17 protein-coding genes and 1 pseudogene are annotated in these 18,908 nt (G+C 67.2%); 8 read left to right on the plus strand and 10 right to left on the minus strand.

Translation table 11 applies throughout. The features are described 5' to 3' along the window. Positions 1-27: 27 nt before the first annotated feature. From IM25_RS25280 to IM25_RS04850, 3 genes and pseudogenes are all read right to left on the minus strand, one after another. Positions 28-1,272 (minus strand): annotated as a pseudogene (locus IM25_RS25280) (MFS transporter); the annotation flags it as partial. After that, positions 1,269-2,948, minus strand: a complete 1,680-nt coding sequence (locus IM25_RS04845; RefSeq protein ID WP_006553173.1) for an ABC-F family ATP-binding cassette domain-containing protein — start codon at positions 2,946-2,948, stop codon at positions 1,269-1,271. The pseudogene IM25_RS25280 and the gene IM25_RS04845, both read right to left, overlap by 4 nt. Before the next feature lie 205 nt (positions 2,949-3,153). Next, the gene (locus tag IM25_RS04850; RefSeq protein ID WP_033097469.1) at positions 3,154-3,900 is read right to left on the minus strand and encodes an MBL fold metallo-hydrolase; all 747 of its coding nucleotides are present in this window, start codon (positions 3,898-3,900) and stop codon (positions 3,154-3,156) included. A 128-nt stretch (positions 3,901-4,028) separates the two neighbouring features. On the opposite strand from IM25_RS04850, the gene IM25_RS04855 reads away from it, so the two are divergent. Next, entirely contained in the window at positions 4,029-4,865 is an 837-nt protein-coding gene (locus IM25_RS04855) for an alpha/beta hydrolase (protein ID WP_065995808.1), read from the plus strand. A 37-nt stretch (positions 4,866-4,902) separates the two neighbouring features. Continuing rightward, complete coding sequence (gene ygiD / locus IM25_RS04860) at positions 4,903-5,745, plus strand: 4,5-DOPA dioxygenase extradiol (RefSeq protein WP_019288822.1); 843 nt, start codon at positions 4,903-4,905, stop codon at positions 5,743-5,745. Positions 5,746-5,749: 4 nt separating this feature from the next. On the opposite strand, the gene IM25_RS04865 is transcribed toward ygiD, so the two are convergent. From IM25_RS04865 to catA, 5 genes are all read right to left on the minus strand, one after another. Continuing rightward, complete coding sequence (locus IM25_RS04865) at positions 5,750-6,718, minus strand: alpha/beta hydrolase (RefSeq protein WP_006553169.1); 969 nt, start codon at positions 6,716-6,718, stop codon at positions 5,750-5,752. 74 nt (positions 6,719-6,792) lie between these two features. Further along, positions 6,793-7,929 carry an alkaline phosphatase family protein gene (locus IM25_RS04870; RefSeq protein WP_065995809.1) on the minus strand — a complete coding sequence of 379 codons (1,137 nt, stop codon included), beginning with the start codon at positions 7,927-7,929 and terminating at the stop codon, positions 6,793-6,795. A 34-nt stretch (positions 7,930-7,963) separates the two neighbouring features. Beyond that, positions 7,964-8,245, minus strand: coding sequence for a muconolactone Delta-isomerase (gene catC / locus IM25_RS04875; RefSeq protein WP_065995810.1), 282 nt, complete (start codon positions 8,243-8,245; stop codon positions 7,964-7,966). Between the two features lie 37 nt (positions 8,246-8,282). Further along, positions 8,283-9,410 (minus strand): muconate/chloromuconate family cycloisomerase, encoded by a 1,128-nt coding sequence (locus IM25_RS04880; protein ID WP_006553166.1) that lies wholly within the window; start codon positions 9,408-9,410, stop codon positions 8,283-8,285. 151 nt (positions 9,411-9,561) lie between these two features. Then, positions 9,562-10,413: a catechol 1,2-dioxygenase gene (catA, locus tag IM25_RS04885; protein ID WP_006553165.1), complete on the minus strand. Its 852-nt coding sequence runs from the start codon at positions 10,411-10,413 to the stop codon at positions 9,562-9,564. Between the two features lie 190 nt (positions 10,414-10,603). On the opposite strand from catA, the gene IM25_RS04890 reads away from it, so the two are divergent. Next, positions 10,604-11,401 carry an IclR family transcriptional regulator domain-containing protein gene (locus tag IM25_RS04890; RefSeq protein ID WP_033097471.1) on the plus strand — a complete coding sequence of 266 codons (798 nt, stop codon included), beginning with the start codon at positions 10,604-10,606 and terminating at the stop codon, positions 11,399-11,401. A gap of 10 nt (positions 11,402-11,411) precedes the next feature. On the opposite strand, the gene IM25_RS04895 is transcribed toward IM25_RS04890, so the two are convergent. After that, entirely contained in the window at positions 11,412-12,332 is a 921-nt protein-coding gene (locus IM25_RS04895) for an AraC family transcriptional regulator (RefSeq protein ID WP_033097472.1), read from the minus strand. Between the two features lie 254 nt (positions 12,333-12,586). Between IM25_RS04895 and IM25_RS04900 the strand changes: the two genes are divergently transcribed. From IM25_RS04900 to IM25_RS04910, 3 genes are all read left to right on the plus strand, one after another. Beyond that, complete coding sequence (locus IM25_RS04900; RefSeq protein WP_065995811.1) at positions 12,587-13,153, plus strand: flavin reductase family protein; 567 nt, start codon at positions 12,587-12,589, stop codon at positions 13,151-13,153. A 34-nt stretch (positions 13,154-13,187) separates the two neighbouring features. After that, complete coding sequence (locus tag IM25_RS04905) at positions 13,188-14,801, plus strand: 4-hydroxyphenylacetate 3-hydroxylase family protein (RefSeq protein WP_006553161.1); 1,614 nt, start codon at positions 13,188-13,190, stop codon at positions 14,799-14,801. A 90-nt stretch (positions 14,802-14,891) separates the two neighbouring features. Continuing rightward, on the plus strand, positions 14,892-15,386 hold the full coding sequence (locus IM25_RS04910; protein ID WP_065996472.1) for a hypothetical protein: 495 nt from the start codon (positions 14,892-14,894) through the stop codon (positions 15,384-15,386). 77 nt (positions 15,387-15,463) lie between these two features. Here IM25_RS04910 and IM25_RS04915 read toward each other — a convergent pair whose 3' ends face one another. After that, entirely contained in the window at positions 15,464-16,387 is a 924-nt protein-coding gene (locus tag IM25_RS04915; RefSeq protein WP_157126925.1) for an AraC family transcriptional regulator, read from the minus strand. A gap of 165 nt (positions 16,388-16,552) precedes the next feature. Between IM25_RS04915 and IM25_RS04920 the strand changes: the two genes are divergently transcribed. Further along, positions 16,553-17,764 (plus strand): cytochrome P450, encoded by a 1,212-nt coding sequence (locus IM25_RS04920; RefSeq protein WP_065995812.1) that lies wholly within the window; start codon positions 16,553-16,555, stop codon positions 17,762-17,764. A 2-nt stretch (positions 17,765-17,766) separates the two neighbouring features. After that, the gene (locus IM25_RS04925; RefSeq protein WP_198162535.1) at positions 17,767-18,759 is read left to right on the plus strand and encodes a 2Fe-2S iron-sulfur cluster-binding protein; all 993 of its coding nucleotides are present in this window, start codon (positions 17,767-17,769) and stop codon (positions 18,757-18,759) included. The last annotated feature ends 149 nt before the right edge of the window (positions 18,760-18,908 follow it).

Genomic DNA, 18,908 nt, shown 5'->3' on the forward strand with positions numbered 1-18,908 from the left:
GATGTCGACGCGCTCGTTGCCGGTGTCCAGGGGGTTCGCGATCTCGTCCGCGAACATCCGCCCGGCGACGAGCGCGATCAGCATCAGCACCAGCGGTGCCACACCAGCCACGGTGAACAGCACCCACCGCGGCACCACCGTGGACAGCGGACCTGTTACCGCGATCGACACCGGCATGAGGGCGAGCGAGACGAAGAAGTCCAGGCTCGCCACCCGGCCGATCATGCCGAGCGGTACGCGCCTCTGCAGCAGGGTCCCCCACAGGACCATGCCCGCCGCGTCGGCGAATCCGATGACGAACGTCGCGATGATCATGACCGTGAACGACGTCGTGAAGGCGAAGACGGCCAACGGCAGAGTTCCCACACCCCAGCACATCAGCATGATGGTCAGGTAGCGACGCGGCAGAGGTCGCGACGACACCGCCAACGAACCCAGGGCTCCACCCACACCGAAGGCCGCGAGGATCGTGCCGAACCGTTGCTCCCCGTTGTCGAACAATTCGCGGGTGATGAACGGCAGCAACACCTCGACCGGCCCCATGACGACGAAGGTCATGACGCACGCGGCGATCAGGGTCCACAACAGCCACGGTGTGGTGATCGTGAAGGAGATGCCTTCCTTCAGATCGGCGAGCACACTCGTCTTCTCCTGCGACTCGGTCTCTTCCATCCGTTCCCGGGGGACGCGCACGCACAACAACAACACGAGCGCACACGCGTGGAAGGCGGCGACGATGAACGCGCCCGTCGCCGGGATGAACGCCCCGACCACCATTCCGGCCACGGCCGGTCCGGCGCCCTGCTGGAGGGTCGGTCGCAGCGCGCCCTCCATCCCGTTCGCGGCGAGAAGTTCCTCCGCGGGCAACACATTCGGCAACAGCGCGGTGTAGGCGGGGAAGAAGAACGCCGTGCCCGCGCCCAGCACCGCCGACGCAACCGCCATGTGCCACAGCGCTATCGCGTCGGAGAGCGCCAGCGCCGTCACGAGAGAAACCGTCACGAGGTTCACCGCCTGCACCGCGACCAGCACGGCCCGTTTCGGCAACCGGTCGGCCGCGATCCCGCCCACGAGCGCGAACGCGAGCAGGCCGGCGCTCAGGCACGCCGCGACCATCGACAGGGCGGTCGGGGTGTCGCGGATGGCGATCACCTGGAAGACCATCACGACCGTCCACATCCCGGCCGCGAACAATTCCGCCGCGACGGCACCGATCAGCAGGCGGTAGTCGCGGTGCCGCAGGGGTGCCAGTGCGCGCACCCGAGCGTTCATGGCTTCGGCCCCTTCCGGGTGCATTCCTTCGGGGCGAGCCCCAGCGCCAGATGTGGCCAGTGGGCGATGTCGCGTCGCATCTGCCGGTCGTGGGTGGCCACGGCGACCGCGGCGTCGGTCGCCCCCAGGGCGTCGGTCAGTTCGTCGACCAACGTGATCGACAGGTGGTTGGTGGGCTCGTCGAGCAGCAGCACGTGCGGTCGCGCGGCGAGAACCATCGCCAGGTCGAGGCGTCGTTGCTGGCCCATCGACAGGTCTCGGACCCGCTTGCCGAGGTCACGTTCGGTGAACAGTCCGAGTTCGTCGAGATCGACGGCTCCCTGGTCGGGGACGAGGCCGGCGACGATCAGTTCGCCGACGTGCGCGTCGTAGACCTGCTGCACCCGCGCCGCCGACGGTGCCGGCGACTCCTGGGCGAGCCGGCCGATCCGTACGACGGGATCACTCTCGCGGGTTCCCGCCGTCGGTTCGACCTCGCCGGCCAGGACCGCGAGCAGCGTCGACTTGCCGGCGCCGTTGGGTCCGGTGATGACGAGCCGCGAACCGGCGAGGATGGCCAGATCGACCGGACGGTCGAGTCGGCCGCGCACCATGACGTCCTCGACGCGCACCAAGGGTGTGTCCGGGTCGATCCCGTCGGCCTCCGCGCCGAGCGCAGGCATGGAGAACTGCAGCGGCGGTACCGGTACCGCCACGGCATGGTCGTCCAGCGCTTCCTGACGGCGGTGCACCGACTGCACGAGCGCCGGCGCGCGGGTGGCACGCTGGTGCTTGCCGGTGCCCTTCTCCGGCCGCCAGCCGGTGACGAGCCGATCCTGCGCGGACTCGAGGTCCGATTCCAGCCGGGCCCGCTCGGCCTGCTCACGGGCGTATTCGCTCACCCAACGGGCATATTCGGCCTCGCGTCCCGTCCGGAAGCCGGCGTATCCCCCGCCGTACAGGCGGGGACGACCGTCGCGGCTCGGGTTCAGGTCGAGGATCGACGTGGCGACGTCGGTCAGCAGGGCGCGGTCGTGGCTGACGAGGACCACGCCGCTGCGGGTCTGCTGCAGGCGTTCGGTGAGATAGTCGAGCCCCGATGCGTCGAGATGGTTGGTCGGCTCGTCGAGCAACAGGAAATCGTGTTCGGCGCCGAGCAGTGCGGCCAGGCGCACGCGGTAGCGCTGCCCGACCGACATCTCCGCCAGCGGTCGCGAGCGGTCGGTGACGGCGCCGAGCGCTTCGAGGGCGGTGTCGACGCGACGGTCGGCGTCCCACGCGTCGAGTTGCTCGGCGATCTCGAGGGCGTCGGCGTACGCGTCGGCGGCGCCCGGACGTTCGTCGGCGAGTGCTGCGGTGCTCTCGTCGAGCGCCCGCAGCGCGGCGCGGACGTGCGCCAGCTCGATGTCGACGAGATCGCCGACGGTGCGCCCCTCGGCGACGGTCATCTCCTGCTCGGCGATACCGAACGAGCCGAACCGACGCACCGTCCCCGAGTCCGGTTCGAGGCGGCCGGCGAGGACGTGCAGCAGCGTGGACTTGCCGCGCCCGTTCTCCCCGACGACGCCCAGCCGGGAGCCCGGCGTGACCGCGAGGTCGACGCCGCGCAGGACGGGATGACCGTCGCGGGCGAGGTGGACGTCGACGGCGCCGAGTTGGGCGCGAGAGCGCCGGGGCATGGTGATGCTGATGGTCATGTGGTTTCCTCCGTGCGGAGGCGCACTCGTCCCCGGATCACGGGTGGGAGGATGCGCTCGCTGACGAACGGCCGGACACTCGGCCGTATTCGGGTACGGCTCGAACCGCGACCTCGGAGGACGTCCCGAGCCGCGGAGGGGGTGTCGTCAGTGGAAGTAGAGCGCCTGGATCATGATCTCCAGGGTACCGAGCGCCCGAGCACCGTCAATCGGATTTCGGTCCTCGGCCACGGCGCACGTCCGCCTCGGCGGCGAACCGTTCCTCGTATGCCGCAGCAAGTTCCTCGAGGGTCGCGGCGCAATCACCCTCGTAGGCCGGGGCGTGCATGGGTGCGAGAGTGCTCGGGTGCAGGTCCGCGAGTGCGCGGATGGTGGGTCCGAGTTCGGGGGTCAGGCACGTCGCGCGACCCAGGTCCTCCGCCTGCAGAGCGGGGCCGATGATCTCGCTCGTCGTCCGTGCCGGATATCTACCGAACGCCGTGAACAGATCACCGCACAACAGGGTGGATGTCGTTTCCTCGAACATCAGACCTGCATCCCATCCGTGTGGAACGTGCGGGGTGTCGATGTGCCGCACCCGACGGCGCCCGGTGGCCAGGACGTCCCCGTCCTGCAGGGGATGCGGTGGACGATCCGCAAGATCGGCGACCTGGACGAAACAACCCATCGCACCGTGGGCGACCTCCGCCGCCGGCGCCACTTCGAGCCAGGAGTTCATCGATCCGCACTCGTCGGCCTCGACGTGCCCGAAGGTGATCCACCGCAACCGATCCAGCGGTATCAACCGTGCTATCGCCTCCGACACCGACGGGAACAACGACCGATATCCGGTATGGAACAGCAGAGGCTCGTCACCGTCCACGAGGAACTGGTTCATCGTCAGGTTCGCCGCGTCGAGAAATGTGGACACGCGGTAGACATCCGGAGCGATCTCGGTGATCTCGGTTTCCATCACAGGTCTCCTTGGTCGCACCCCCTTCTTTCGAGCGTGCCTCTGTCTCCGGCCGGACACAAGCCTCCGAGCCGGTACTCGTGCGAAGATGCGAGGAACATCTGTCGACGAGGCCGCAGGAGGCGCTCATGGAGCACACCGAATCGTCGTTCACCGGCGTCGGCGCGATCCCGATCGTGTACGACGTGTGGTCGCCGGAGGCCCCTACCGGCGTGCTGATCCTCAGCCACGGGCTGGGTGAGCACGCACGTCGCTACGACCACGTCGTCGCGCGGCTCACCGATCTCGGCCTCGTCGTGTACGCCCCCGACCATCGCGGTCACGGACGGTCGGGCGGCAAGCGTGTGGGCGCCCGGGAGATGCGCGAGTTCACCGACGACCTGGACAGCCTGATCGATCTGGCGACCCATGCGCATCCCGGCCTGCCGGTCTTCATGCTCGGTCACTCGATGGGCGGTGCGATCGCTCTGGCCTACGCGCTCGACCATCAGGACCGGCTCGACGCGCTCGTGTTGTCGGGGCCGGCGGGGATCGTCACGTCGGGCACACCGAAGCCGGTCGTGGAGATCGGCAAGCTGATCGGGCGTTTCCTGCCGGGTGTGCCGGTGCAGCAGTTCGACAGCAAAGCGGTCTCGCGCGATCCCGCGGTGGTCGCGGCGTACGACGCCGATCCGCTCGTGCACCACGGTCTCGTGCCCGCCGGACTCGCGCGGGTGCTGGTGCTCAACGAGCAGAGCCTCGAGCGGCGCCTCCCGAACCTGAGGCTGCCGTTGCTCGTCATGCACGGAACCGCCGACGCGCTCGCCGATCCCGCCGGGTCGCAGCTCATCGCAGACCGTGCGGGTTCGAAGGACTTGACGCTGAAGTTGTACGACGGGCTGTACCACGAGGTGTTCAACGAGCCGGAGAAGGACCGCGTGCTCGACGACCTGACGGCCTGGTTGAAGACACGACTCGACAACTGAGGCTCGACAACCGGAAGGAGAGGGCGTGTCGTCACGCATGCCGGTCGCGTTCGTCGGCCACGGCAGTCCGCTCAACGCGCTCGAATCGAATCGGTACACGCAGGCCTGGGCGGCGTTCGGGCGATCCGTGCCGACGCCCCGCGCGATCCTGGCGATCTCCGCCCACTGGTTCATCAACGCCACCGCGGTGACCGCGATGCGGTCGCCGCGCACGATCCACGACTTCTTCGGGTTCCCGCAGGAGTTGTTCGACGTCGAGTATCCGGCGCCCGGTGCTCCGGAACTGGCGGAGGAGATCGCCGACCTCGTCCACCCGACGTGGGTGGGTGCCGACGTCGACTCGTGGGGTATCGACCACGGCACCTGGTCGGTGCTCACCCACGCCTTCCCGGAGGCGGATGTCCCGGTAGTGCAGCTCAGCCTCAACGCCTACAAGCCGCTCGACTATCACGTCGAACTCGGAGCCCGTCTCGCCGGACTCCGCGATCGCGGGGTGTTGATCGTCGCGAGCGGCAACGTCGTCCACAACCTCGGCACGATGGATCCGCGACGCCCGGGCGCGGGGTTCGACTGGGCGCACCGATTCGACGAGGATGCCTTCGCCGTTCTGCGCGACCGTCCCGGTGACGCCGCGGCGCTGGGTGAGCACCCCGATTACCGCCACGCGGTGCCGACCCCCGATCATTTCCTGCCGTTGCTGTACGTCGCGGGTCTGGCCGCCGAGTCCGGGGAGCAACCGGAGACCCTCGTCGACGGTGTCGAATACGGATCGCTGTCGATGACGTCCTACGCCGTCGGCGGGAACTGTCCGCCGCGCGACGGGGACGGCCACGGCGCCGGACTGCCCGAGAGCCCGGAGCCGCCCGACACCAACCTGTGAGCGTTCAGGCGGCGTCGTCCACTGCGACGATCGCGCGTCGCGCGAACCGGGTGCTGAGCCCGATCAGTTCCATGGCTTCGGGGATCGCGCGGGCCAGGACCGGCCACGCGTGGATCTGCCCGCGCCACAGATGTGTCTCCACGGTGCGTCCCGCCGACGCGAGTCGTTCGGTCATGATCTCCACGTCCGGCCTGGTCAGCTCGTATTCGGCGGCGCACATGAACATGGGAGGGAACAGCGCCGGATCGGCGTCGACAGGGTTCGTCTCGCCCTCGATCGCCTCTTCCCCGGCGAACCAGCGCGGACTGATCTTCCCGAGTGCCTTGATGGGCAGGTAGGCGTCCCTCGCCATGTACTTCGGGTCGTGCTTGTCTAGGTCGAGGTTGAGCAGCGGCGAGTACCCGATCACCGCGGCCGGTCGCTGGATGCCGCGACGCGCGGCGAGTTCGGCGACCTTCGCCGCGAGATAACCGCCGGCCGAGTCGCCGCCGACGACGATGCGCGTGGGATCGTCGGCCACCTCGAGCAGAGCGGTGTACGCGTTCATCGCGTCCTGCACCGAACCTGCGATCGGCACCGCGGGCACCTGCCGGTAGTCCATCGAGTACACCGGGGCACCGGAATCGAGCGCGAGCTGCACGCACAGCTGACGGTGGGTGGACGGGCCGCAGAAGATGAAGCCGCCGCCGTGGAAGTAGAGGATGGTGGCGTCGTCGAGCGGATCGTCGACCGGCTTCGGGGAGATGATCCGCTCACCGGGCACTCCGCCGAGTTCGGTCTGCGTGACGTGCACGGCGCGCGGCGTGGGCGTGATCCTGTCGACCACCCACGACAGCCGGCCGAGCACGGCGATGCCGAAGTCGTTGCTCGGCCAGAGACTCAGAATCGGCTTGAAGAGGATCCGGACCACCCACAGGAGGATCAGCGCGACCCTACTGCTGCGGTCGTGCCAGGTCACCGCATCGGTACGCATGTGCACACACTATGTGACCGATACGTCTCAGGCATCGAGAGTTCCGACACCCGGCGGCCCGGACCTCGAACGCGTCACCCGATCCGCAGCAGCGGCACGAGCAGTTCCTCGTCGGTCAACGCCCCGTGCTGCCCGGGAAGGTTCGACATGACCTGCTCGCCGTCGCTGCGGATCACCGTCGATTCGCCGCGTCCGACGGCCACGATGTCGCCGATCCGTTTGGCCAGCGCCGGATCGGGATCGGATCCGAACAGGCACGCCGCGAACGCGTCGTCGCGGGTGCCGACCCACGCGTGGTCGCCGAGTTCGTTGCGCCAGCGTTCGAGGACCCGGTCGACGTGGTAGGTGTAGATGTGGCGGCACCGCGGTTCCCCGGCGATGACGGTGACGTCCTCACCGAGACCCGGGGTGTGGTCGAAGTCGATGCGGCGACCCCGCGAGGCGTCGACCATGCCGTGATCGGCGGTGACGAGCAGGCGGGGGCCGGTCGGCAGCGCGTCGGCGAGTTGCTCGACGAAACGATCGACCACCGTGAGTTGCGCGAGCCACGCCGCGGACTCCGGTCCGTAGACGTGTCCGAGGGTGTCGACCTCGCCGATGTAGCAGTAGACGAGGCTGCGGTCGCCGGCGCTCACCGCGGCGACGACCTGGGCGAGCAGATCGCCGTAGGCGGAGACCCCGACGAAGTTGCCGCCGCGCAGCACGGCCCGGGTGAGGCCGCTGCCCTCGAAGGCATTCGGCACGACGGTGGTGACGGTCAGGCCCGCCTCGCGGCCGCGTTCGAACACCGTCGGGTGGGGCTGCACGGTCTCGGGTACAAGATCGTCGCGCTGGTCGATCGCGGTTCCGGCGAGGGTCCAGCGGAGCCAGTTGACCGGGGCCTCGATCTCGTCGACGTACGACTGGTAACCGGTGATGCCGTGGAGGCCGGACGGCAGCCCCGTCCCGAGGGAAGCGAGGCTGACGGCGGTGGTCGTCGGGAAGCCGGCACGCATCGGGCTCCCCGGCGCCTGCGTCAGGTACGGAGCGGCTTTCGCGTTGCGCTGCAGCAGCTCCCATCCCATCCCGTCGACGAGTAGGACGACGGTGTGATCGACGGGAGTGAGATCGAGTCGGTTGGTCTCACCGGCGACCCCCGCGGACGAGAGCACCGAAGGCATCAGGTCGGCGAGGGTCGGCTCGGCGTAGACGTCGCGCAGTGGCAGGCTCATAACCCGAGTATGAGCCACTCGCCTGCGCCGAGGGTCACTTGATGTCGGAGCCGTGCTTCGTCAGCGGCATGACCTCGATGTTCATGTAGGGGAACAACGGCAGGGTCCACAGGATCTCGTGCAATTCGTCGGCCGACTCGACGTCGAAGATCGAGATGTTGCTGTACTGGCCGACGATCCGCCAGATCTCCCGCCACTTGCCCTGGCGCTGGAGATCCTGGCTGTAGGCCTTCTCCTTCGCGACGGTCTCGGCGCGCACGTCGGGGTCCAGATCGCGGGGGATGTCGACGTCCATCCGAACGTGGAACAGTGCCATGATGTTTCTCCTTCTTCTGTTCTGACGAGAGCGCGAATCAGGAACGCGCGTACTTCTTCACGACGTCCATGTCGAGTTCGACGCCGAGTCCCGGCCCCTCGGGCAGGTGCACCTGGCCCTCGGAGTAGTCGAGCGGCTCCTGCAGCAGTTCGACGGCGAACAACTGCGGACCGAACAGTTCGGTGCCGTAGTCGATCCCCGGTTCGGCGCAGGCGAAGTGGACGGACGCGGCGGTCCCGATAGGGCCTTCGATGGAGGTCGCACCGTGGCACCGCAGGCCGGCCGCCTTCGCGACGGCGACGACCTGCTTGCTGCGCTGCAGTCCGCCGCACTTGGTGGTCTTGAGCGCGACGACGTCGGCGGCGCCGAGCTTGGCCACCTCGTACGCGTCGTGCGGGGTCTGCACGGACTCGTCGGCCATCACCGGCGCCGAGACGCGTCGGTTGATCTCGGCGAGCACGTCGAGTTGATCTGCGGGAGTGGGCTGTTCGATGAGCTCGACTCCACCGTCGACGAGCTGCGGGACGTGGCGCAGCGCGGTGAAACGGTCCCAGCGGGCGTTGACGTCGATGCTGAATCCGACCTCGCCGCCGAACGCCTCGACGATCTTGACGACACGATCGGTGTCGACTGCCGGGTCGAGCGCACCCATCTTGAGCTTGAAAGAGTAGTTCAGACGCTGCTCACGCTTGTGGGTGACCTCCTCGACGATCTCTTCGAGCGGCGCGGCGCCGAGCGCCCACCGCACGTCGACGCCGGTCCGGAAGGCACCGCCGAGCAGCGACGCGACCGGCACACCCAGCGCGCGTCCCCACGCGTCGTGCATCGCGACGTCGACGGCGGCCTTCGCGAATCGCGCGTTGGCGACGATGCGCTCGATATCGACCATGACGCCACTGATCTCGTCGACTCCGCGTCCGATGATGTAGGGCCCGATGTAGCGATCGACGATCTGCTGCATCGTCTCGACCGATTCGCCGCCCCACCACGGCCCGCCCGGCACGACGCCTTCACCGTAACCGGTGACGCCGCCCTCGGTGGTCACCGCGACGAGCAGGATCGGCTGCGCTTCGGCGGTGGTGGTGGCGAACTTGTGGGGTCGGATCAGCGGTACATCGATGATCGTCGTGGTGACGGAGGCGATCTTCAGATCGGGGTCGGACATCGGAATTGCTCACAATCGGATCGGGGTGTGACGGGGAATACGTCGACCCTGCATTCAGCACGAATGCCGGTACCCCAGTGGGGCACCGGCATTCGTTACGCAGAACCGACTCGCGCGCGGGGGCCGGATCGGGCGGTTTCCGCGGTGCGGATCACGCTTCGGGGTCGAGTACGAAGTTGTAGGTCACTTCGTCGATGCCGTCGGCGTTGGGCTGCGGATCCAGGATGAGCTCGGGCTTGACGGCCGTGGCGACGTCGTCCTCGACCCACTCGCCGCCCTTGAAGTACAGCTGGGTGGTGATGGCGCGCTTGCCGGGAGCCTTCACCATGAGGTGCAGGTGGGCCGGACGCCAGGGGTGTCCGCCGTAGGAGCTGATGAACCAGCCGGTCGGTCCGTCGGCCGGGATCTTGTAGGGAGCCGGCTTGAGCGTGGTGATCTCGAAGTTGCCGTTCTCGTCGACCTCGACGGTGCCGCGCAGGTTCCACTCGGGGATACCGGGGGCGAACTGCGAGTAGAAGCCCTCTTCGTCGGCGTGCCACAGCTCGACGGTGGCGCCATGCAGGCCGTTGCCCTCGAGGTCGGTGACCTGGCCCTTGAAGACCAGCGGCGGCGCGACCTTGTCCTTCTCGCGCATCGGCATCGTGCACTTGGCCGGGAGCTTCGGGCTGTCCGGGACGTAGTAGGGGCCTTCGATGGAGCCCTTGGTGCCGGTGAAGCCCTTGCGGTTGTAGTGCACCTTCTCGATCTCGTGCTCGAGGAAGACGTCCAGCCACAGCGGCCACTCGCCGTATTCACCCACGTCGATGAGCCACTGCTTGAGCACCCGGTACTCGTCGTAGGTCACCTGGTGCTTCTGGATGATGTCGGCGAAAGCCCCGATCACGTCCTGGTAGATCGCCGACGCACGCTCGACCGAGGTGTCGGACGTGACCCGCTCGGACTTGAACTTGTCGGTCGCAGCGTTGCCGGACCCGTGGGCGGTGGGGTTCTCCATGGTGGTCATGGCTCTCCTCGTGGGGACTGAACTATCGGAAGTGTGGGGCCGGTGCGACACAGGGGCTGCGGTGATCACCGGTCAGTACGCTGTGCGTACTTGTGTATCGCAGTGCGTACATCACATACTGTGCGTGGTGTCACACAGCTTGTCAACACCGGATCGGGCAGTATCAACAAGTACGCAGGTAGGAGGCAGGATGCCGAGCATCGACCTAGGTAATGGCCCTAGCAACGATCGAGACTTCATCCAGAGCATCGAACGTGGTTTCGCGGTATTGCACGCCTTCGACGACAAGGACCCGAACCCCAGCCTGGCCGAGCTGGCCGCCAAGACCGGCCTGTCGCGACCCGCGGTCCGCCGGATCCTGCTGACCCTGCAGAAACTCGGCTACGTCACCTCACACGGCACGAGATGGTCGCTCACTCCACGCGTGCTCAGTATCGGCCGGCACTACACCGAATCCCACACTCTCGTGGACTCGGCATTGCCGAAACTCGTCGAGATCGCCGAGCACGCCAACGAATCCGCATCCCTCGGCGTACTCGACGGCGCCGAGGTCGTCTACGCCGCACGCGTCCCGGTCCGCCGGATCATGAGCATCAACGTCTCCGTCGGCACCCGCGTCCCCGCCTACGCGACGTCGATGGGTCGGGCGCTGCTGGCCTGGTCACCACGCGAAATCGTCGATCGCGTGCTCGAGGAAACCGAGTTCGTACGATTCACGAGCGCGACGATCGACAACCCCGACGACCTGCGTGCCGAACTGGCCCACGTGCGCAACCGCGGCTACGCGATCACCTCCGCCGAACTCGAGGAAGGGCTCATCACGATCGCCGCTCCCGTCTTCGACCCCTCCGGCTATGCCGTGGGAGTGCTCGCGTGCTCGACGTCGACCGGTCGGCACACCCTCGACTCGTTCCGCGATCTCGCTACGAAAAGGGTCGTGAACTGCGCCGAAAGGCTCAGCAGCGAGCTCGGCTACCACCACAACTGACGGCCCTCGATCACCCACGCAGCGTGACCGACGGTGCCACCCCGTACTTACGCTTGTAGGCCGCCGCGAACCGGCCGGTATGGGTGATACCCCACTTCAGAGCCACATCGGTGACCGACAGTTCCGCCGCATCGCCCACCGCGAGTTCCTCGTGGATGCGCTCGAGGCGCAGGTCGAGCAGATAGTCGCGCGGGCACACCCCGAGATATTCGCGGAACCCCTCCTGCAGGCGCCGCACACTGACCCCGGCCACCTCGGCCATCTCGGCGGTGGTCCACGCCGAGGCGGGATCCTCGTGCAACCGGTCGAGGACACGCTTGATGATGCGCGGGCGCGCCCCGCCGGTCGGATCCGCGTCCTCCGGCATGACCGCGAGGATGAACGAGGTCGTCAGAGCACCCGACAACTGCTCCGAGACAAGCGGATTCCGCCAGAGCGATTCGTCCGTTTTGAGCTGTTCCACGACCGAGCGCAACAGCGTCATCCAGCTCTGGCCCGCCTGCGTCGTCAGATCCACCCGATTCGGGAGCTGCAGGTCGGGACGGGCGAGGATGCGCGACATCTCGCGCTGTAGATAGTCGCGTTCGAGCTTGATCCCGACGATCTCGCAGTCGTTCGTCCACTTCTGTTCCGGAGCTGCGGTGTCGGGACGGAAGACGGCGGCGTGCCCGACCTCCGACACCAACCCGTTGCCGGCGGCGATCCGACCGGCGATCGGAATGTTCACCGCGTACGCCCCGGGATGTTCGCTGCGGATCGACACCGCCGCTCCCCAGCCGAGGCGCGTGAGACGGATCGGCCCGAGCGGCAGTGTGCGGAGCCGGAGCGAGGGCGCGACGTCGTCGAGCGGCGTCAGTTCGTGCTCGAAATAGGCATTCGAGACAGCCTCTTCCACCTCTTCCCAATCGACCAGCCCCGGAGTCGGCTCCATTGCCATCGGCCCCTCACCTTCGTTTCCAGCTCGTCGTCGGCGCTCCGACCTGCGCATCCGTGTGGTTCGAGCGCGTGCGATCCAGTGTGATGCGGAACACGGCCCCAGGCAAACAGGGCCCTTCGGCCCACTCACCGCGCTAGGTGGATAGTGACCGCGCTCACTGGATCGCACAAGTTCCACGACGTCCATATGGTCTGTGTCACATCGAATCGAAGTCCACCACAACCCGCACCGGACAGGAGGACGCAGACATGGATCAGCGCACACTCCGCAATATCTTCGGACAGTTCGCCAGCGGCGTCACCGTCATCACCTGCGCGAACAGCGACGGAGAGCCCCACGGCGCGACCGTCACCGCCTTCCCCGCCGTCTCGCTCGAGCCCCGCCTGTGCCAGGTCACCCTGACCCGCACCTCCAAGGCCTGCCGGTTCCTGTCCGACGCGCCGTTCGCGGTCAACATCCTCGCCGCAAACCAGCTCGACACTGCACTGCACTTCGCAGGACGCCCCCAGTCGCCGGAGCCGGTCTGGGAGCAGGGCCCCACCGCCCCGATCCTCGCCGGCACCGCCGCGACACTGTCGTGCACGCCCTGGCGCGAATACGACGGCGGCGACCACATCATCTACATCGGCGAGATCGTCGACGCCACCTTCGACGAGACGGTCGACCCGCTCCTGTTCTACCGCAGCACTTTCCATGATCTCGGCGCCCCGAGCACGTCCACCGCGTGGAACGGCTCGCTCGACGATCCGCACAGCGGATGGTTCGACTCGCAGACCCGCTTCGTGCCGTTCCACCTCGCCGCAGCCCACGCCTGAACATCTTCCACTCCCCCGGACAAGGAGAAATTTCATGACCACCACCGAACCCCGGCCCTCGGAGACCCTCGATCGTTCCAAGGTGAACGTCGCCGCGGACTCCCCGGCCAACCAGCAGAAGAACTTCGCCTCCCGCCCCATGACCGGCGACGAGTACATCGCCTCCATCGACGACGGTCGCGAGATCTACCTGCACGGTGAGCGAGTCAAGGATTTCACCAACCATCCGGCCTTCCGCAACTCGATCCGGATGACGGCGCGCCTCTACGACGCCCTCCACACCGGTGAGCACGTCAACACCCTCACCGCCCCCACCGACACCGGCAACGGCGGCGTGACCATGCCGTTCTTCCGCACCCCGAAGTCCGCCGACGACCTGCGGGCCGACCGCGACGCCATCGCCACCTGGGCACGGCTGACCTACGGCTGGATGGGCCGCAGCCCCGACTACAAGGCGTCCTTCCTCGGCACGCTCGGCGCGAACGACGAGTTCTACTCGCCCTTCCAGGACAACGCGAAGCGCTGGTACCGCGAGTCGCAGGAGAAGGTCCTGTACTGGAACCACGCGATCATCAATCCGCCGGTCGACCGTCAGCTACCGCCGGACCAGGTCGGCGACGTGTTCATGAAGGTCGAGAAGGAGACCGACGCCGGCCTCATCGTCTCCGGCGCCAAGGTCGTCGCGACCGGCTCGGCCATCACGAACTACAACTTCATCGCTCACTACGGTCTGCCGATCAAGAAGAAGGAATTCGCGCTGATCTGCACGGTGCCGATGGACGCACCCGGCATCAAGCTCATCTCGCGCGCCTCCTACTCTCAGAACGCGAACATCGTCGGCTCCCCGTTCGACTACCCGATCTCCTCGCGGATGGACGAGAACGACGCGATCTTCATCTTCGACAAGGTGCTCGTGCCCTGGGAGAACGTCTTCATGTACGGGGACGTCGAGAAGATCAACAACTTCCTCGGCGGCTCCGGCTTCCTCCAGCGCTTCACGCTGCAGGGCTGCACGCGACTCGCGGTCAAGCTCGACTTCATCGCCGGTCTCCTCATGAAGGCTCTCGACGCCACCGGCGCCGGCGGATTCCGCGGCGTGCAGACCCGTGTCGGTGAGGTCATCGGCTGGCGCAACCTGTTCTGGTCGCTCACCGACTCCATGGTGAACAACCCGGAGCCGTGGATCGACGGCACTGTAATCCCCAAGCTCGAATACGGCCTCACCTACCGCATGTTCGCGATGCAGGGCTACCCGCGCATCAAGGAGATCATCGAGCAGGACGTCGCCTCGGGCCTGATCTACCTGCCCTCGTCCGCCGCCGACTTCAAGAACCCGGACGTGCGTCCTTACCTCGACAAGTATGTCCGCGGCTCCGACGGCATCCAGGCGGTCGACCGCGTGAAGGTCATGAAGGCACTGTGGGATTCGATCGGCTCCGAGTTCGGTGGCCGCCACGAACTGTACGAACGGAACTATGCCGGCAACCACGAGAACGTCAAGGCCGAGCTGCTGTTCGCCGCCGAGAGCCGCGGTGACGTCGCCTCCATGAAGGGCTTCGCGGAGCAGTTCATGAGTGAGTACGACCTCGACGGCTGGACCGTGCCCGACCTGATCGGCAACTCCGACGTCAGCGCGTTCTACAAGTAACCGACTCCCGCGCGCGGGCGGATGATCTCCGTTCTCCTGCCCGTCCGCGCGCGGCCCCCAACCTCCACCCACCGCGAAGGAGCGTCCGAGATGACCACGACCGCTTCGACCTCCGTGTCCCATCCCCCTGCACCGGAATTCGACGCGGTAGTCCTCGGACGCTCCTTCGCCTCCCATCGGGTCTCGGCCCGGTTGCGCGACGAACTACGGCTGGCGGGCCACGAGATCGGCACCGCGAGCGCCGTCCGCTACGACGACATCGACCATCGGTGGGAGATCCTCATCGGCGGCACCGTCGTCGGCCGAGCGAAGTTCGTCGTAGACGGGCACGGCGGCCTCACACTGCAGGGCCGAGACGGCGCCGCGCTCGAACGCGATGCCCTGACGGTGCACGGCTTCCCGAATCTGTTCCGCCCCATCGTCAGTACGCGCACGGATTCCGTCGGGTACACGGTGTCCTGCATCGAATACATGCGCAGCAACGGTCTGGACTACGTCGAGCGGCGGCTGCGGACGCCGGTCGCGGACGACGACTACCCTGAGCTTTCGTTCGATCGGCCCACACCCATCCTCTGGTTCGGCTGAGCCGTCCGGGAGGACGCACGAGCGGGTGACGACCACGAGGTCGTCACCCGCATACGTGCGTCCGAATCCGCATGCGTTCAGCCCCGCAGGACTTCCGTAGGGGTGACGCCGTACCGCTTCCTGAAGGCGGCGGCGAAACGCCCCGGATGGCCGAAACCCCACCGGAAAGCCACATCTGCCACGGTGATTCCCCCGGCAGTAAGATCCGCGTGGGCGCGATCGAGCCGGATGTCGCGCAGACACGCGGACGGACTGCTGCCCACGTACTCGGAGAACGCCTCCTGCAACCTGCGCACACTGGTTCCGGCGATCTCCGCCATGTCGGCTGCCGTCCAGATACGACCCGGATCCTCCTGCAGAGCATTCAACACCCGCCGGACCATGCCCGGGCGGGGTGCCGGTGACATTTCGTCGGCCGGCGCGACCGCCAGGACGAAGGCCGTGGTGACCGCACCGCCGAGCTGGGCCGACACGAGAGGATTCGTGAGCACCCGGGTCGGCCCGGCGAGCTGCTCGCTCAGCGCTGCCACGAGACGGTGCCATTCCTGCGCCGACCCCCGCAGATCGAGGCGGTCGGGAAGTTCGAGGCGCGACCGCAACGGACCACCGAGAATGCGGTCCGCTTCGCGTTCGAGATGTTCTCGATCGAACTTGATTCCGAGGACCGAACATTCGGCGTCCCACCGTGTGATGAGCGACGGGGTGTCCGCGCGGAAGACTGTCGCCGAGCCGGGTTCGGAGACGACGGTGCCCGAGCGCCCCCGCGATTCGAGCCGCCCGCTCAGCGGTATGTTCACCTCGTAGGCGCCCGGATACTCGCATTCGATCGCGACGTCCGCTCCCCAGCCCATCCGACCGATCGTGACACCTCCGAGATCGGCCGAGACCAATTCGAGCTCAGGACGATCCACCTTTCCGAGGTCCGTCAATCGGTGCGGGAAGTACACGTCCGCCACGACGCGCGAGGCGTCGTCCCAGTCCTCGATCTCGGGCACACTCACGCCTTCGAGACTAACCGCTTCCGAGACCTGGATCACATAGTCGCGTGATTCGTCCAGGGACCGCGCAATGTGCATCGACCGGCCCGTCGGCCGACTCGTATGGTCCTGGCCACGTCAACAACGGCCCGGCCGTCGCCGGACGGCTCCCGACCCGGAGGTACACCGATGACCAGCACCCTTTCGTGGCTCGACGAGATCACCATGGAAGAACTCGAGCGCAATCCGTACCCGGTCTACGAGCGCTTGCGTGCCGAAGCTCCGGTCGCCTTCGTGCCCGTCCTCGGCGCCTACGTAGCGTCCACGACCGAAGCGTGCCGTGCGGTCGCGGCCGGCGACGACTTCGACGGCATCATCCCCCCCGCCGGTGGCCGCACCTTCGGTCATCCCGCGATCATCGGCGTCAACGGCGACATCCACCGCGACCTGCGGTCGATGGTCGAACCCGCCCTCCAGCCCGCCGAGGTGGACCGCTGGATCGAGGATCTCGTCCGCCCGATCGCACGACGCTACGTCGAGGCGTTCGAGTCCGACGGCAGGGCCGATCTCGTCGCCCAGTTCTGCGAGCCGGTGAGTGTGCGGTCGCTCGGTGATCTCCTTGGACTGAAGGACGTCAGTTCGGACAAACTGCGCGAATGGTTCCACAAACTGTCGGATTCGTTCACCAACGCAGCGATGGACGAGGACGGAAACTTTCTGAACCAGGAACGTTTCGACGAGGGCGACCGCGCCAAGGAGGAGATCCGTTCCGTCGTCGACCCGCTGATCGACCACTGGATCGAGCATCCCGACGACAGCGCCATCTCGCACTGGCTGCACGACGGGATGCCCGAAGGGCAGACGCGGGACCGCGAGTACATCTACCCGACGCTGTACGTCTTCCTCCTCGGCGCCATGCAGGAACCGGGACACGCCATGAGTTCCACCCTGGCAGGCCTGTTCCCCCGCCCCGAACAGTTCGAAGCCGTGGTGGACGAACCGGGACTCATCCCCCGCGCGATCGCCGAAGGGATGCGCTGGACCGCCCCGATCTGGTCCGGCACCGCACGTATCGCCAAGCGCGACACCGTCGTATCAGGAATCGAGATCAGCGAAGGGTCGGTGGTCATGCTGTCCTACGGGTCGGCGAACCACGACATCGACGTGTTCGACGCCCCCAGCCGCTACGACCTGACCCGCCCGCCGCTCCCCCACCTCGCCTTCGGTGCCGGCAAGCATGCCTGCGCGGGAATCTACTTCGCGAACAACGTGAGCCGCATCGGTCTCGAAGAACTGCTCGAGACCATCCCCAATCTCGAGCGGGACACTTCCGAGGACGTCGAATTCTGGGGTTGGGGCTTCCGCGGCCCGAAGACCCTGCACGCCCGGTGGGAGATCTGACCATGCCGTACACACTCACCGCGGGCACCGGCGTCGTTCCCTGCGAACCTGGTCGGACGGTGCTGGAAGCGTTCCTGCGCAACGGCAACTGGATGCCCAACTCCTGCAACCAGGGAACCTGCGGCACCTGCAAGATCAAGGTCCTCGACGGCGAACTCGATCATCGGAACTCGCCGGAGGAGACGCTCACCGCCGACGAACTCGCGGCCGGATTCGTCCTCGCGTGCCAGGCCACCCCGCGCGGCGACGTCGCCTTCGAGACCTCCGCAACGGAGGAACCCGCCGGCACGCACGTGCTGCGCGACGTCGTCGTCACCGTCGCCGAGGTACGCGACATCGCCGCCGACACACGCAAGGTGTTGCTCACCGCCGACGAACCGCTCGAGTTCTCGGCCGGGCAGTACGTGGAGGTGACAGTTCCCGGGACCGAGATCCGACGGCAGTACTCACTCGCGAATCCGCCCTCCGAGGCCAAAGAGCTCGAACTGCACATCCGCCGGCAACCCGGTGGAGTCGCGAGCGAATGGGTCTTCGAGCGCATCGACGTGGGTGAACGCGTGACCGTCACCGGCCCGTACGGCGACTTCACCTTCGACCTGGAGGGCACCGGCCCGATCGTCCTGCTCGGCGGTGGGACGGGCCTCGCCCCGCTCGAGGCCATCGTCCGGCAGGCGCTCTCCCTCGTCCCCGACCGGCAGATCCTGCTCTACCACGGGGTCCGTACCTGCGCGGACCTGTACGACGTCGACTTCCTCCGCGAACTGGAGACCCGCCATCCCGGCTTCCGCTACATCACCTGTGTGAGCAGGGAGAGCGGCGGAGACCGCGACGGATACGTCACCGACGCTTTCCTCGAGGACGTCGCGTCCGCGAAGGAGTTCACCGGTTACATCTGCGGATCGGACGCGTTCGTCGAGGCATCGGTGAAGGCGTTCAAGCGTCGCCGCATGTCGCCGCGACGCATCCGGCGCGAACGGTTCACCCCGGCCGGCTGAATACCCTCATCCCCGTACCGCTCGTACGCACGCGCTGCTCCGGCACCGCGATGCGCACGAGCGGTACGGCCGTGTCGAGGGGTCTTTCCGCCTCCGGTCGCTCGAGGGCCTTCCGACCCCCCACCCAGGGGTCCTAGGTATCCCTAGGT

Source organism: Rhodococcus sp. p52 (assembly GCF_000763325.2).
GTDB classification, from domain to species: Bacteria; Actinomycetota; Actinomycetes; order Mycobacteriales; family Mycobacteriaceae; genus Rhodococcus; species Rhodococcus pyridinivorans.